Origin of the sequence: Aeromonas sp. R6-2 (assembly GCF_040908155.1) — a bacterium.
GTDB lineage: Bacteria > Pseudomonadota > Gammaproteobacteria > Enterobacterales > Aeromonadaceae > Aeromonas > Aeromonas schubertii.
In genome coordinates this window covers 37,188-52,254 of the sequence record NZ_JBFODE010000035.1, presented here as the reverse complement: position 1 = coordinate 52,254, position 15,067 = coordinate 37,188, and the positions used below count along the sequence as shown (strand labels likewise).

Genomic DNA, 15,067 nt, shown 5'->3' with positions numbered 1-15,067 from the left:
CCTCGGTGACAAGGTGCGGGTCAAGGTGATGGGGGTGAGCCTGGACGATCGCAAGATCGACTTCGTGATGGTCGAGGAGCCCCTCAAGATGACCGGCAAGGGCGCCAAGCAGGCGGTGCGCAAGATGGCCGACATCAAGAAAGAGAAGGCCAAGACCGAGCGTCGCCGCGACAAGCGCAAGGCCGAGGGCAAGGAGAAGAAGAGCGGTGGCAGCGCCAAGCCGAGCAATCGCCGCCCCGGCAAGCGCGCCCGCGACAAGGCCAAGGGGTAACCCATGGCGTGGGTCTGGTGACCCCTGCCTTGGCCGTGAGGGGCTGATGGCCCCGGGTTATCTCCCTCAAAGCCAGACTGCCCCTTGAGAGCAAAAAAATCCGAACCCTGTTACCGGGGTTCGGATTTTTTATGGTCAGCGAAAAGGGGGGCTCAGCCCTCGGCGGAGCTCGGCCAAGCTCCGTGCCTATGGCGAGTGACTTTTCTTTGCGTGGCCAAAGAAAAGTCACCAATCGAGCGGCCAACCCCCGGCAAGTCGTCCGCTGCGCGGATACCCTCGGCTTATTGTGCGGGTCTGTTGGCTGTTACGCGGCACTCAGAATGGTGGGTGTCCCATTTTCATCCCATTTTCGGTCATTTTCGGTCGTGACATCCCTGTCTCGCGGCCTGGCAGCGTGCTTTCGTCTCGGCGAATCAGAGGGGGAACCAATACCGTGCCCGCCTGTGACAGGGTTGGCTGGCTGTTGAGCTGTTGTCTGCTACGCGGCGCTCAGAATGGTGGGTGTCCCATTTCCTTTGTGCCGTAAACACTAAAGTTGAATCAAACTGAGAATGCCAAGCGTTGTGAATCCGTCTTAAACGCTTTGTTAGCTTTGTTCCGCAATACCTTTGCCTAAATTATCCAAATACTCCTTTTGTTCAGGATTTAAGCGTCCATATTCTGTTAAAGGGAGGAATTTTGGTGAAAAAAACTTTGATACCATACCCACTGGAAAAACTTTATAAGAGTAGCTATCGTGCGAGTCTAACGCCTGAAAAACCCCCAAATTGGGCTTATCTTTGGCATGGTCTAATAAATGAGCACAAGCCATTAAAACTCTTTCTTTTGAACTATCTGATGTCTTAGGACCAAAGATAACTCCTTTTATGTGGCGACTATTTACTTTTAAGCAACGATGCTCTGAAGGCAGCTCTTCATGAGTCGGGAATAGTAAGCGAACCTCTTGCTCATACTTCCAATCAGTGAACTTAACTAACCCTACTTTATCTATTTCCATTTGGTCAATCATACCCAGAAAGCTTTCAGGTACATCGTAATGTGCTTCTCTTTCACTGAAACGGAATTTATGTATAAGCCTTTCAAAAGCATTAATTTTACAAGGTTGCCTAGAGTAGCTAACGTCTTTTAACATCAAACTTTCATTGGTATAGCTACCTATCTCATACCTCCCTTCTTCTTTTTTTCGATAACCAGACAAGTTGGACAATGTTGATTCAACGTCAATACAACCATCAGAGCTTTCATATATAACGACAAAACCAGTTTCGGCCGCTCCATAGTGTCCCCACATAGTAGGGTTTATCGCATTTTTGGAAAACGAACAAATGTGTTTGTTTTCCAAAAGTTCGCTCTCACTTAACCCTAACAAGTAATGCTCAGTATATTGTTTGATCTTCTTTTTTTCTTCTGGAGTAAATTCTTCGCCTAGAGCAGTATCGAAACCAAAATTAAAAAGCTGAACAGTATCATATACAGTCAAGTTTTTTTTCTTTATTCGTCTATAGCCAGATTCAAAAATAGGCTCAGCTAATTCAATCAGTTTGTGTGCATCTTGAGGCGAATGATAAAGACGGTATTTAGAGCAAATTTTACACAACACATAATCGACAAATCGAATCCAAACCTCTTTTGGAGCATTGAATAGGTATCTAGCTCTACACTCATGCCTATCATTCAACTCGCTTGCCGAGGCAAAATAGACTTCACCACGTTTTAGCATCATTAAAGATAGTGGACTAACACTCTGATATTTGTACAAGTACATCTATAAATATCTCAACTTATATACATTTGAAAAAGCTAACAGTGATTAGATGGAAGGCGGTACTAATCCATTAGCAGAGAATTCCATATAACTCCGTAACATCGTTATCGCCGCCAAGTGAAATCTATCATTAAATCATGATGTTACCAGCTTGCTGTTAGTGCCGAGCGTATTCGCTTGACTTCCTCTTTTTGCGCCACTGTTACTACTGTATGGAAAAACAGTGCACAGATCAGTCTTGGAAAGCGTCGTCTCATCACGCCAGCGTGAACAGCTCAGAAATAAGCATGAGGCCGTCACCATGTTGAGCCTGTCGTTGTGGGCAGCTCTTGTTGATCCATTCCAACAGGCAAGGCTACCGCCCCTGAATGTCAGCCTTCAGTCTGCTGCTATTAACCTGCGCGGCTTCGCTGGCCTGGCTCATGGGTGACTCCGACGAGACGGTTTCCAAACGGCTATGGTAGCGAGTGCCGTCGGGGAGAAAAGCGGGAGATGATGGTTTCCTGAGCAAGATCAATAAATTAATCATCCTGAGCAGTGTTGAAGTTGAACATCAACAACGACAGGACTCATCTTCAAGTACCTGTGCGAGCGTCAGAGGGGCAGGGTATTGGATAGCCCCTGCGATTCGCTGAGAGGAGGCGGCAGGTCCAGGCCGCGAGACAGGGATGTCGAGCGAGTGGCGGCGGGCCAGGGGCCAATTCGGATTAGGGCGAGCACTGCTCGACCCCGATTTGGCGCGAGAACAAGGAAGTTCGAAGCGGGCTTTGGCCGAAGCCATGGATGGCGTAGGCCAAAGGCCCGTCGGCGCGTGCCGTTGGACCTGACGGTGAGTCGAGGGAACTCGACGAAGGAGAGGAGATTCTGGGACACCCACCGTTTTGAGCGCCGCGTAGCGAGTCCACTTGGCCACTGTCGGGCACGGTATTGGTCCCCCCTGCAATCCGTCGAGGGGAGGAAGCAAGGTCAGGAGCGCCATCAGGGATGATGGCGCAGCCGCAGCGGGGCAGGGATGCCCCATCTGCGGCGGTCCGTCCGACCTGGTGACCGACCCGAGGGCAACCGCGTAGCGGCCGGATTGGCGGGGTTGGCCTTTCTTTTGGTGACTTTTCTTTGGCCACGCAAAGAAAAGTCACTCGCCACAGCCCGCAGGGCGGGCGAAACCCTTTCGAGGGCATCGCCCTCGAGTCCCATGCGGCGCAGCCGCATCGAGGGGCCAGCCATAGGCCAGGAGCTTGACCGAGCTCCTCCGGGTGGGCGGGGGAAGGCCTTTCTTTTGGTGACTTTTCTTTGGCCACGCAAAGAAAAGTCACTCGCCACAGCCCGCAGGGCGGGCGAAACCCCTATGCGCGCAGCCGCATCAAGAGCCGAGCCATAGGCCAGGAGCTTGACCGAGCTCCTCCGGATGGGCGGGCGAAACCCCGCACAGCGGCAATCCCGCAGGGATTGGGATGCTTGGCATAGGCGAAGGAGTTTGGCTGAACTCCCTCGCGACGGGTGTCTCTGGTATGATGCCCCATCATTATTTCGCGACCGGTGACGACGCCACCTTGTGGCGGTCAGGTTGCCGGTAGGGCCATTTTCCCCCGGGGCGCATTCATGCGACCCGACACCACGGATTTTGAACATGAGCAGTGAACTGATTTACGGCATCCACGCGGTGGCCGCCCTTCTCGAGCGCGAGCCGGAGCGTTTTATCGAGGTGTGGGCCCTCAAGGGGCGTGAAGACGAGCGCCTGCTGCCCCTGCTGACCGAGCTGGAAGGGCTCGGCATCCGGGTCCAGCCGGTGGGTCGCAAGGCCCTCGATGAGAAGAGCGAAGGCAATAACCACCAGGGGATCATGGCCCGGGTCAAGGAGGCGCCGCGTCTGTCCGAGCACGATCTCGCCACCCTGCTCGACGAGCTCTCTGCCACGGCCGAGGCCCCCTTCCTGCTGGTGCTGGACGGGGTGACCGATCCCCACAACCTGGGCGCCTGCCTGCGCAGTGCCGACGCCGCCGGGGTGCACGCCGTGGTGGTGCCCAAAGACAAGGCGACCGGGCTGACCCCGATCGTGCGCAAGGTAGCCTGCGGCGCCGCCGAGGTGATCCCGCTTATCCAGGTGACCAACCTGGCGCGCACCCTGCGCGAGCTGCAAGAGCGCGGCGTCTGGATCGTCGGCACCGCCGGTGAGGCGGATCACGATCTCTATCAGGCCAAGCTCACCGGCCCCATGGCCCTGGTGATGGGCGCCGAGGGCAAGGGAATGCGCCGCCTGACCCGGGAGCACTGCGACGAGCTGGTCAGCATTCCCATGGCGGGGGCCGTCTCCAGCCTCAACGTCTCGGTGGCCACCGGTGTCTGCCTGTTCGAGGCGGTGCGTCAGCGTCGCGGCTAATCCCCGATGATCGATCGTTCCCCCTTCGATTGGCGGCGGGTCTCGGATCAACAGGAGGCCGCGCGCCTCCTCTCGTTTGCCCGTCCCCAGGTGCTCCCCGCCAAGTCCTGCCTCTGGCACGCCGGGGAGCGCCCGGATCTGTTGGTGCGGGTGGAGCAGGGGTTGCTGCGGGCTCGGGTCGAGCTGGCCGACGGGCGCGAGTACATCAAGGAGTTCTACTGGGAGGGGGATGAGTTTGTCGATTTTCACCACCTGCTCAGTGGCGAGCCGGCCCGCTACAGCGTGGAGGCGCTGGAGCCCTGCCGGTTACAGCTGTTTCGGATCAGCGAGTTGCGCCGGCTGCCCCTCTGGGGCACCTGGTACCAGCATCTGCTCGAGGTGCAACTGCGCATCAAGGAGGAGAAGGAGTTGCTGCTGCTGACCGCCGGCCCGGAGGTCCGTTATCGCCACTTTCTCACCCACTATGCCCCCCTCGATGCCCGCCTGCCCGATCACCAGATCGCCGCCTACCTCGGCATCACCCCCATCAGCCTGAGCCGGATCCGCAGACGATTGAAATCCCTTAACCAAGGTTAATGTGTCCACCGTTTGTCCCGTTTATCCTGAGATCCCATCTGATAAGGAGTCGATGATGAACTGGAACCTGAAATCCTGGAGTGAACTCTCCACTGATGAGCTGTATGACCTGCTGGCCCTGCGGACCCAAGTGTTCGTCGTCGAGCAGACCTGTCCCTTCCAGGATCTGGACGGGCTGGATCGCCAGGATGGCGTGTATCACCTGCTCGGCTGGCAGGGAGAGACGCTGGCGGCCTATGCCCGTATCATGGCGCCCGGTGTGGCCGATGAGCAGGGGGCCGTTATCGGCCGGGTGGTCACGGCGCCGGCCTGCCGGGGTGGCGGTCTGGGTCATCGGCTGATCGCCGAGGCGGTGCAGGCCTGTGAGACGCACTGGCCCGCACACTCCATCTGGCTCGGTGCCCAGGCGCACCTGCAGGGCTTCTATGGTCGCCACGGCTTCGTGCCAGAAGGGGCCGAATATCTTGAGGATGACATTCCCCATATTGGCATGCGCAAGGGATGAGTGTCAGGGGTGGGCCGGTACCCCCTGCGGCCCTTGCCCGGCAATCGCAGTGAGCAGCCGCTGCTGCATCTGTCGCCAGCGGCCACTTAGCATCAGCCGCTGCTGGGCCTCTTCCAGTTGCCGGGCTGCCGGCTCCTGATCCCGTCTCAGATAGAGAAAGTAGTCGAGGCGAGCGAGCCGGTGCCCCTGCTCCCCCCCTCTCTCCTCGGCCCCGGGCCAAAATTGGATCAGCCACTGGATTCGCCCCCGCCTGAGCATCAACTCCCCCTGCTCCTGATCGTTGAGCCAGGTGATCTGCTGCGCCGGGAGTTGCCGGCGGCACCAAAGGGAGCCACGCAGGCAGCCATATTGATCGCCCTCGGCCGGTGGCCAGTTGCCGCTGCCGATGGCATAGACCCTGACGGTGCCGATGGGGACACCGACCGGTTTCAGCTCGGGGTGCGCACTCTCATAACCGCTTACTCTGACCAGCTCGCCATCGATCTCATCGCTGCCCTCGATCAGGCGCTCGCAACGGGCCGGCGTGCAGGGGGTGAGCGCATATTCCAGCCCTGCGGCCTCGAGCCACTCCTGATAGAAGGGGGTGAGCAGGGGTTGGTAGTGGGCGATCACCAGCAGTTGCAGGGGGCGTGCCCCGACCAGCAGCGGTAGCCAAAAGAGCGCGAGCACCAGCATGCCTCTGTTCATCCTCTGCCATCCTGTACCGCCCTGATGAGAGGAGTGTAGTCGCGGCCGTCGGGCCGGCTACTCTGCCTTCCCCCTGATGGCCAGGGAGTCGGAGGGCTGCAGGACACACTCCAGTGCATCCCGCTTGTTGCGCTCGCTGTAGCTGATCCCCGGGGGCGTCATGGCCCGGGAGAGGCTGATGTCGATCACCTTGTCTCCCCTCTGTGCCCGGTAGGCATAAGCCGTGAAGGCGTGCACGATCGCCATCTTGTCGTTGATATAGACCCGGCCATCGCGGGCCCATACCCGGGTATGGGGGGCGCAGAGGGCATCGAAATTCGGAATGGCGGCCATGCCCGGTGCCATGGTGAGGGCTGCGAGCATGACCAGAGGGGGGAGCCTGACGCTGTGATTCATGGTGTCCTGCTGAGGAGAGAAAGGGGTGCAAACGTGTGGGCAAGCTACCCCCTGCGCTCCCTGGCAGGCAGTGAAATAAAATGAAAAGTTATGTGGCCCTGTTCGAGATCATTCTGTTTTTAATCAGTATGTTAGTTATTTTGTTCGCCCATTTGGAGGCCGCCGGCCGGGGAGAGGGCGGCGGGGATCGGCCAGATGCGATCGTAGGCCCAGGTGAAGAGGATGATATAGACCAGATAGAAGCCGACGAAGCCGAGATCCAGGGCCAGCGCCTGCCACCATCCCATATCGAGCCAGAGCATGACGCAGGGCAGGGAAAAGGCCATGAAGCTGGCCTCATACCCAAGGGCGTGCAGCACCCGATCCCGTGGCCGCTTGTCGGTGCGCCCGCACCAGCGCAACAGGGCCTTGTCGAACAGCAGGTTCCAGCCATAGGTCCAACCGGTGGCGACCACGGAGAAGAAGATGGCGAGGCTGCCGACGGCGGCCACCTCTTTGTCGAATACCCGGCTGATGAGGGGGGAGACGAGGGCCAGACCGATCGCCTCGTAGAGAAACAGATAACGCAGGCGATCGCCCGTGCTGCGCAGTTGGGTGCTCATGATACTCCTCCTGTGGGAGGGGCATTCTAGTGAGCGGATGGTTAAAAGAGAAGCAATGTTCAAAAAAGAGGCGGGGGCGAGCCCCCGCCGACTATTGATCGAGCAGCCTGAGTGCCTCGGCCAGTTTTTCCACCGAACCCTGGTGATCCCCCTGCTTGTGCAGGGTCTCACCCTCGGCGCGCAGCGCCTTCACCCTGGCCAGCGCCTCCTGGCTCAGGGGTGGCTTTTGGGCCAGCAGTTCGTCGATCTTCTTCATGTCGGCCGGGCAGTGAAATGCCAGGGCCGGGGCCGCCAGCAGCAGGGCCAACAGGGTCATCCAACGCTTCATCGCTCACTCCTTGTGACAGGGCCTGGGGCCCTGCATCAAGGGTAGCGTCCCGGCGCAGGGTTACCTGGTCTGCAAGTCCAGTTTCAGGATTTCCACCGGCCAGCGGGTGCGGTTCTTGCCCCCCTGAAACAGTGAGACCCTGTCCATCTGGGGGACCGGCATCCAGATGACATTCTGATCGTCGATCACCGGCGCATCGACCCAGTGCAGGCGCTCATCCTGAATGACGGTCTCGATGCGCCCGTCCGGCAGGCGGCGCTTGAGTGCGCTCTGCTCCAGATCCGAGAAGTAGAAGGTACCATCTTTCCCCATGGCCGTTCCCCCGGTGGGCGGCATGTCGAACCAGACCTCAACCTGTTTGGCCAGTGCCGCGTCGTCGAGGGCCGGGTTGTCCAGGGCCCGGGTGGGGATGCGGTACATGGGGCCATTGAGCGGGCCATAGTAGAGCCATTGCCGGTCGGGGCTGAGCTCCAGCGGATCGGCATTGACCTTGAGCAGTGAGCCATCGGGCGTGAGCACCACGTTGTTGCCGGCCCAGATGGCCTTGTCGCTGGCCCGGGTCGAGGGGCTGTCGGTCAGCACGCGCCGCGCCGCACCGCTCTCCAGGTCCAGGACGATGAGCCCGGGCCAGCCCGCATCGGTGAGGTAGGCGTGCCTGCCCTTGATGCGCACGTCATCCACATAGCTGTGATCGCCGGCGATCTCGGGGCCGAGATAGTAGATCCGGTCGGTGTTGCCGGTGGCGATGTTGAACACCACCACCTTGGCGCCCTGCGGCAGGGGCTTGCCCCCGAAGTCGGGGGCGCCGGTGTCGACGACCCAGAGCTGATCGCCGATGCGGCGGATGGCATTGATATTGATGAAGTGCCGGGCGGCCGGTTGGCCCAGGGTCCAACTGTTCCACTGGCGATCGGGCCAGGCGTGTTCGTCGCCTGCCTGATCGATCCAGACCAGTTGGGAACCACGGGAGCGGGTCCAGCGGGGGGCGGCGGCAAACAGGGTGTTGTCCGCCCTGGGGGCCACCGCATTCCAGTTATGGGTGTGGCTGCTGGCGGCGACCGTCAGCTCGGTGCTCTGGGCCAGAGCGGGGGTCGCCAGGGCCAGGGCGATCGCCAGGAGAGAGGGGTTGAGTTTCATAGGGTCAATCCTGTTGGGGATCAGGCGCTCTGCCCGATCAATGGTTGCATGGCGGTGATGGCCTCAAGGGAGACCTGCTCCAGGGGGTCACCGAGGCGGCTGACCCGATAGTCGAGGCGCTCGATGAGCTCGTTACCGAAGCGCAGGGCGTCGAGAGCCGCGACGCACTCTGCCCCCAGGGCCTCGATATGCTCCTCCGGCGCCAGCAGCACGGCTCTGTCTGTGCCCCCCAGCAGGCCCTTGGGCTCTTGCAGTTCGCGAATGGTGTGGATGGCGTGCAGGAACTGGGGCCGCCACAGGGGGACGACCACCCAGCGCCCCTCTGCCACTGCCTGCTCGAAGGCGGCCAGGCAGTCGGCCTCACTGCCGCTGCGAAACTCATAGCCGGCCTCCTCCAGTTGGTATTCGGCCATGATGCGCCGGGAGAAGCGGGTGATGCCCGCCCCTTCGCCAATACCCTGGATGAGCGGTGTCATCTGCCTGACCACGTCGGGAGCGAGCAGGTCCTGCACCGAGCCCACCCGATCGGCGGGTACATAGTCGGGCACGCCCCAGAGGGCATAGGACTCATAGTGCAGGCCCAGCTCTCGCACGGCCCGGCGCTCCCTGACCCGCTCCAGGTAGCCGCCGTGACTGTGAGGCAGCCAGGCTGAAGTGAGCAGATCCAGCTCTCCGGCGGCCAGGCACTCGAAGTTGGCCTCGTGGGGGGCGTAGTGGGTGGTCACCTGGTGACCGTGTTGTTCCAGCACGGTACGCACCAGGGCGCCAGTCATATGGTGAAAGGAGAGATCGGTGACTCCGAGTCTGATGAGCATGTTGCCTCCCGGGCGGTGAAGATGAGCTCGATGGTGACCCCGTTGTTATCCTCCAGAAAGAGTTGCCACTCCTTGAGTTCGGGGACCAGACGACGGGTGTAGGGGGTGTGGTGAGCCTCGAGCCGGGCCGTCATGGCGGCAAGGCCCTCGGCCTGCAACGAGATGTGGTCGATGGCGCCGCTCCCGCTCAGGCCAGGGCGATAGCCGAGGTAGTCGGTGAGCCCCTCCTCCTCTGTGACCGGTAGCAGGTGCAGCAGGGGGCGCCCCTGGCTATAGAGCCAGTGGCCGGGAAAGGGGAAGGGGGGGCGTGCTCCCTCCTCCAGCCCCAGACGATCCCGGTAGAAGGCCAGGGTTTGGTCCAGATCCCGGGTGCGCAGGGTGAAGTGATCGATGGCATGAATCACGGCATTCTCTCCTGTGGGCCGCCCCGCAGGGCGGCGAGGGTGGATCAGAGGGCGCTACCGGGTTGCGGGGCCCGGCCCGTGCGCTCCTGGGTGAGGATAAAGAGCAGACCCAACAGCGGGAGCAGGGCGCCGAAGAAGGGGAGACTCGCCGGCCCGAAGTGGCTGTCGACCACGGCGCCCCCGATCACCCCTCCCAGGGCGTTGGCGACATTGAAGGCCGAGATGTTGGCGGTTGCCGCCAGCTCGGGGGCGCGGGTGCCGTGGCGCATGACACGCATCTGCATGGCGGGCAGGTTGGCGAAGGTAGCGACGCCAAACAGGAAGGCCGCCCCCAGGAAGAGCCACTGGCTGCCGGCGACCAACCCGACCAGCAGCATGGAGGCCAGGGTCATCAGCGGCCAGATCCGCAGGGCGCGCTGCAGGCTGTGGTCGGCACTGTGCCCCCCAATGCTGTTGCCGATGACCAGGCCGAGACCCACCACGACCAGTACTCCGGTGATGCTCTCGCGCTCGAAGCCGGCCACCTGCTCCGCGAGGGGGGCTATGTAGCCATAGAGGGCCATGAAGCCGGACCAGCCGAGGACGGTGAAGAGCAGGCTGGCGATCAGATCCCAGTTGCGAAACGCCCCCAGTTGATGACCGAGTGAGCCCCCCTGCTCCGCGGGTTGGCGGGGAATGGCCAGGGCGATGGCCAGCAGGGCGATGACGCCGAGCAGGGCCACGGCCAGGAAGCTGGTGTGCCACTCCATGGCGTTGCCAATCCAGGCGCCCGCCGGCACCCCCAGCACGTTGGCCAGGGTCAGCCCCGCAAACATCTGGCCGACGGCACGGCCTGCCATCTTCTCGCTCACCATGCGGGTCGCCACCACGGCACCGATGCCGTAGAAGGGACCCTGGGTCAGGCCGGCCAGGATGCGGCTCACGATCAGGGTGGTGTAGTCGGTGCTGTAGGCGGCGATCAGATTGGCGATCACAAAGAGCACCATCAGGGCCAGCAGCACATTGCGCTTCTCGAAGCGGGCCAGCCAGAGGGTGAGGATGGGGCCGCCGAAGACGATGGCCAGGGCATAGGCGGTGATGAGGTTGCCCGCCTGACCTGCGGTGACCCCCAGGGTGTCGGCCACCTGGGGCAGGATGCCGGCGATCAGAAACTCGGCGGTGCCGATGGCAAAGGCGCTTAAGGTGAGGATCCAGATCCGGGCCGGTAAGGTTTGACGCTGTTTCATTCTGGTCGCCTCAGTTGATCAGGGCGCCGCCATCGATGTCGATGATGGCGCCGCTCATGAAGGGGTTGTCGATAGCCAGCAGATAGCCGGCGGCCAGATCGTCGGCCCGACCGTGGCGGCCAACCGGCAGGGTGGCCGCAGCCCGGCTCAGCATCGCCTCTTTGGCTTCCCCGCTCATGGCACCGTAGGCCTCGGTGTCGGTGAGGCCGGGGCTGACCACGTTGACCCGGATAGGGGCCAGCTCGCGGGCCAGTATCTTGGCGGCCGCCTCGAGGGCGGCATTCATGGTGGTCTTGACCAGGGTGCCCGGGACCGTCTTGCGGGCCAGGAAGCCGCTGGTCAGGGTGATGGTGCCGCCGGGGGCCATATGGGAGGCGGCACAGCGAATGACGGCCAGGGTGCCCCAGAACTTGATGTCGAAGGCCGCCTTGGCCGCCGCCAGATCCAGACCGAGCAGATCTCCGCCCGGCGCCTGGGATCCGGCGGTGATCACCAGGTTATCCACCTGGCCGAGGGGGGCGAGGAGCGCCTCGATGGAGGCGATGTTGGTGATATCCAGGCCGCTTCTGCGGCTGGCGGTGATGACACGGCCGGGGCGCTGACCCAGGGCCTCGGCCACGGCGCGACCAATACCTGTGTGGCCACCGATGATGACGGACAGGGTGTGCTGATGAAATGGCATGGGCATGATCCTCTCTGAGACGGCGGACAATCCGCGCCTTTGTCTGCTGGAGAAGATAGATTGGACGGTGTATTTTGATAATTGCCGTAAAATCTAAAACATAATTCGGAATATCAATACAATCATGCTCGACAACCTCAACCTGTTTCTGGTCATCGTGGAGAAGGGGGGGCTGGCCGCCGCCGGGCGCGAGCTGGGCCTCTCCCCGGCCACCGTCTCGGAGCGACTGGCCGCGCTGGAGCGCTACTACGGTGCCACCCTGCTTAGCAGGACGACCCGCTCCATCAGCCTCACCGAGGAGGGGCGCCTGCTGCTCGAGGAGGGGCGCCACCTGTTGGCCCAGGCCGATGGTCTGCGGCGCCGGCTGCGTGACGGGGGAGACGAGATGAGTGGCCTGCTGCGCATCAGTGCCCCGCTGGACTTCGGCACCAGCCGTTTGGTTCCCCTGCTCGATCGCTTTATGGCGCAGCATCCGGGGATCGCCCTCGATCTCAATCTGACCGACGGTTATCTGGATCTGGTGGGACAGGGGGTCGATCTGGCCCTGCGTTACGGGGATCTGGCCGATAGCACCCTGAGAACCCTGTCGCTGGGAGAGAATCGCCGGGCCGTTTGTGCCTCACCCGACTATCTGGCGCGTCGGGGTGTGCCGACCCATCCGGAGGAGCTGTCCGCTCACGACTGCCTGCTGATGCGCTTCGGGGAGCATCCGGAGCGCTGGTGGTCGTTTCAGATAGGGGGGGCGCTGAAGCGGGTGATGGTCCAGGGACGGCGCATCAGCAACAACGGCCATCTGGTGCGCCAGTGGTGCCTGCGGGGGGAGGGCGTCTGCCTCAAGTCCCGTTGGGATGTGGGGCAGGATCTGGCCAGTGGACGCCTGGTGGAGATCCTGCCCGAGTTTGCGGCGCCGGCATCGCGCTTGCAGATTGTCTACCCCTCGGGGCGTCACCAGCCACGCCGGATGCGGGCTCTCATCGACGCCCTGGTGGCCGAGTTTGGTCGCCCCGCTCAGGGGTAGACCCGGGTCTCCATCACCAACCCCTCGTCGGTCGGGGAGAGGTTGACCTGTACCCGGCCCAACTCGGCCAGGGCGGTGGCGTGGGTGCCGCCGCAGGGGATCGTCACCTCGCGCCCGTCCAGGGTGCAGTGCCACCAGCGTGAATCGATGATGGCCTCTCCGTCGCGGCTGCGGCGGATCGCTCCCCCCGTGGCCAGCCAGTCGGTGAGCCGGGCGTTGACCGCCTGCTCGATGGCCGGCAGGGCCGCCAGCAGCTCGGGCCCCATCACCCCCTTCTTGCGCAGACTCTTGCCGATGCGGTAGTGCTCGCTCGAGCCGTGGGGCTCGACCCGGGAGCGGGTGATGGCGAGACGGTCGAAATCGGGTTGGTCGAGGGCATCGCGCTCGGTTGGCTCTTTCTTCCAGAAGGGGATGAGCGCCTGATTGAGGGCCAGGGCCGCCAGATGACAGCCGCTGTGGCCAAGGGAGAGGGGGAGGCGGTGGGCCCCGTCGACCCGCAGGGTCACCGGCGTGCCGGCGCTCAGGGCATGCACGCCCTGAAGAGGGTGCACCACCACGAAGGCCCAGCCCGGCTCACCGCGCTTGACCGGAATGGCCCGGTCGACGAAGAGCGCTCCCTCCGGACTCACTGCCCCCATGCGGCAGGAGGCGATGGGCGCTTCGCCCCCCTCCCAGTACACACTCCCCAGATCCCCCGGTTGATCGGGCCAGAGGTGGCTCTCGGGATGGAAAGGCGTGAGATCGGTAACCATCAGGGTCTGGTTGTCGGCGATCTGGGTGAGCAGTACATGGGCCTGCTCCTCCAGATGGCCCAGCACGAAGCTGGCGCGGGTATGTTCCATGGGATCCTCCGTCGATGATGGGGGGAGGATACCGTAAAAGCGGCGGACGCCTCATTAACCGATGTTAGTGGGCGCCCGCGATATCCGGGTGATGAGGACGCTACAGCAGGGAGACCAGGAGATAAGCGTTGAGGCCCACCACCAGGGTGACGATGACGCGCCCCAGGGCCTGGGTCAGGGGGTGGTTGCGGTGCACGCCCATCAGGGCGCGCTCCCCGGTCAGCATCAGCAGCGGGATCAGCGCCAGCGCGATGCCAAAGCTCAGCACCACCTGGCTCATCACCAGAATCTCGGTGGTGTTGAGCCCCATGGCGATCACCACGAAGGCGGGGGCCATGGTGATGGCACGGCGCAGCCAGAGCGGGATGGTGAAGCGCACGAACCCCTGCATCACCACCTGGCCGGCCAGGGTGCCGACCACGGTGGAGCTGACTCCCGAGGCGATCAGCGACAGGCCGAACAGGGTGGCGGCGGCCTGACCGAGCAGGGGCGTCAGGGTCGCGTAGGCGGTCTCGAGCTCGGCTACCTGCTGGTGGCCGCTGGCGTGGAAGGCGGCGGCCGCCATCGCCATCATGGCCAGGTTGACGAAGCCGGCGATGGTCATGGCGATGGCCACATCCACCCTGGTCGAGTGCAGCCGCTGCTCCACGCTGGAATCGGCCTGCTGGCCCTGGGTCAGGGCCGAGTGCAGGTAGATGACGTGGGGCATCACGGTGGCGCCGAGCACCCCGGCGGCCAGATAGATAGCCTGATCATTGGGCAGGGAGGGCAGCAGGGCCCCCTCGAGCAGGCTCGGCAGGTGCGGGCGGGAGAAGAGCAGTTCGACCAGGTAGGCGGCGGCCACAAACAGCAGCAGGCCCCCGACCACGAACTCCAGCGGCTTCTGGCCGCGGCTCTGCAGCATCAGTATTCCCCAGGTGATGACGGCGGTGAGGCAGGCGCCCTCGAGCAGGGTGACCCCCAGCAGCAGCTGGAAGCCGACGGCGGCCCCGATGAATTCGGCCAGATCGGTCGCCATGGCGATGATCTCGGCCTGTACCCAGTAGGCCCAGACGGCGGGGCGTGGCAGCCGGTCACGGATGTGTTCGGCCAGGTTCTTGCCGGTGACGATGCCGAGTTTGGCCGACAGGGTCTGTACCAGCATGGCCATCAGGTTGGCCCACACCACCACCCACAGCAGTTGGTAGCCGAACTGGGAGCCGGCCTGGATGTTGGTGGCGAAGTTACCCGGATCGATATAGCCGATGGCGGCGATAAAGGCGGGACCAAGCAGGCTGAGCCTGAGTTTTCTCTGCTGCGGCAGGGCCAGTGCGGTGGGTTGCATGATGTGACCTCCCAAGTCTGATGAAGAGAGGATACATGAAAGTGAGAATTATTATCAATTGGTTGTGGGTATCGGATCCATCGGCATCACCTTGCCTGTTGCAGTCGGGGCC

General features: G+C 62.3%; 16 protein-coding genes and 1 pseudogene. 5 read left to right on the top strand and 12 right to left on the bottom strand.

Going from position 1 to position 15,067, the window contains the following annotated elements; translation table 11 throughout:
* Positions 1-271 (top strand): annotated as a pseudogene (locus AB5Y48_RS08640) (ribonuclease R); the annotation flags it as partial.
* Between the two features lie 586 nt (positions 272-857).
* Here AB5Y48_RS08640 and AB5Y48_RS08635 read toward each other — a convergent pair.
* On the bottom strand, positions 858-2,036 hold the full coding sequence (locus AB5Y48_RS08635; RefSeq protein WP_368164214.1) for a DUF2971 domain-containing protein: 1,179 nt from the start codon (positions 2,034-2,036) through the stop codon (positions 858-860).
* 1,627 nt (positions 2,037-3,663) lie between these two features.
* Between AB5Y48_RS08635 and rlmB the strand changes: the two genes are divergently transcribed.
* From rlmB to AB5Y48_RS08620, 3 genes are read left to right on the top strand one after another with little or no spacing between them, the layout of a single operon-like run.
* Positions 3,664-4,413 (top strand): 23S rRNA (guanosine(2251)-2'-O)-methyltransferase RlmB, encoded by a 750-nt coding sequence (gene rlmB, locus AB5Y48_RS08630; RefSeq protein WP_050666518.1) that lies wholly within the window; start codon positions 3,664-3,666, stop codon positions 4,411-4,413.
* 9 nt (positions 4,414-4,422) lie between these two features.
* Entirely contained in the window at positions 4,423-4,989 is a 567-nt protein-coding gene (locus AB5Y48_RS08625) for a Crp/Fnr family transcriptional regulator (protein WP_368164215.1), read from the top strand.
* A 55-nt stretch (positions 4,990-5,044) separates the two neighbouring features.
* Positions 5,045-5,494, top strand: coding sequence for a GNAT family N-acetyltransferase (locus AB5Y48_RS08620; RefSeq protein ID WP_136614196.1), 450 nt, complete (start codon positions 5,045-5,047; stop codon positions 5,492-5,494).
* A gap of 3 nt (positions 5,495-5,497) precedes the next feature.
* Here the strand turns inward: AB5Y48_RS08620 and AB5Y48_RS08615 are convergent, their stop codons facing one another.
* The 9 genes from AB5Y48_RS08615 to AB5Y48_RS08575 all read right to left on the bottom strand — a co-directional run bounded on the left by AB5Y48_RS08615 (position 5,498) and on the right by AB5Y48_RS08575 (position 11,771).
* Complete coding sequence (locus AB5Y48_RS08615) at positions 5,498-6,181, bottom strand: hypothetical protein (protein WP_368164213.1); 684 nt, start codon at positions 6,179-6,181, stop codon at positions 5,498-5,500.
* A gap of 57 nt (positions 6,182-6,238) precedes the next feature.
* Positions 6,239-6,577: a hypothetical protein gene (locus AB5Y48_RS08610; RefSeq protein ID WP_368164212.1), complete on the bottom strand. Its 339-nt coding sequence runs from the start codon at positions 6,575-6,577 to the stop codon at positions 6,239-6,241.
* A gap of 131 nt (positions 6,578-6,708) precedes the next feature.
* Positions 6,709-7,179: a PACE efflux transporter gene (locus AB5Y48_RS08605; RefSeq protein ID WP_224162234.1), complete on the bottom strand. Its 471-nt coding sequence runs from the start codon at positions 7,177-7,179 to the stop codon at positions 6,709-6,711.
* A gap of 91 nt (positions 7,180-7,270) precedes the next feature.
* Positions 7,271-7,507 carry a hypothetical protein gene (locus AB5Y48_RS08600; RefSeq protein WP_368164211.1) on the bottom strand — a complete coding sequence of 79 codons (237 nt, stop codon included), beginning with the start codon at positions 7,505-7,507 and terminating at the stop codon, positions 7,271-7,273.
* Positions 7,508-7,567: 60 nt separating this feature from the next.
* Entirely contained in the window at positions 7,568-8,644 is a 1,077-nt protein-coding gene (locus tag AB5Y48_RS08595) for an L-dopachrome tautomerase-related protein (protein WP_368164210.1), read from the bottom strand.
* 20 nt (positions 8,645-8,664) lie between these two features.
* On the bottom strand, positions 8,665-9,459 hold the full coding sequence (locus AB5Y48_RS08590; RefSeq protein ID WP_368164209.1) for a glycine betaine ABC transporter substrate-binding protein: 795 nt from the start codon (positions 9,457-9,459) through the stop codon (positions 8,665-8,667).
* Entirely contained in the window at positions 9,414-9,863 is a 450-nt protein-coding gene (locus AB5Y48_RS08585) for a VOC family protein (protein WP_368164208.1), read from the bottom strand. The genes AB5Y48_RS08590 and AB5Y48_RS08585 overlap by 46 nt, the downstream gene beginning before the upstream one ends.
* A 44-nt stretch (positions 9,864-9,907) precedes the next feature.
* Positions 9,908-11,089, bottom strand: a complete 1,182-nt coding sequence (locus AB5Y48_RS08580; RefSeq protein ID WP_050666526.1) for an MFS transporter — start codon at positions 11,087-11,089, stop codon at positions 9,908-9,910.
* A gap of 10 nt (positions 11,090-11,099) precedes the next feature.
* On the bottom strand, positions 11,100-11,771 hold the full coding sequence (locus AB5Y48_RS08575; RefSeq protein WP_368164207.1) for an SDR family oxidoreductase: 672 nt from the start codon (positions 11,769-11,771) through the stop codon (positions 11,100-11,102).
* A gap of 124 nt (positions 11,772-11,895) precedes the next feature.
* On the opposite strand from AB5Y48_RS08575, the gene AB5Y48_RS08570 reads away from it, so the two are divergent.
* Positions 11,896-12,789 carry a LysR family transcriptional regulator gene (locus tag AB5Y48_RS08570; RefSeq protein WP_368164206.1) on the top strand — a complete coding sequence of 298 codons (894 nt, stop codon included), beginning with the start codon at positions 11,896-11,898 and terminating at the stop codon, positions 12,787-12,789.
* Here AB5Y48_RS08570 and AB5Y48_RS08565 read toward each other — a convergent pair.
* Complete coding sequence (locus AB5Y48_RS08565; protein ID WP_368164205.1) at positions 12,780-13,631, bottom strand: hypothetical protein; 852 nt, start codon at positions 13,629-13,631, stop codon at positions 12,780-12,782. The two genes, AB5Y48_RS08570 and AB5Y48_RS08565, sit on opposite strands and share 10 nt — an antisense overlap.
* Before the next feature lie 100 nt (positions 13,632-13,731).
* Entirely contained in the window at positions 13,732-14,955 is a 1,224-nt protein-coding gene (locus AB5Y48_RS08560; protein ID WP_050666530.1) for an Nramp family divalent metal transporter, read from the bottom strand.
* Positions 14,956-15,067: the final 112 nt, after the last annotated feature.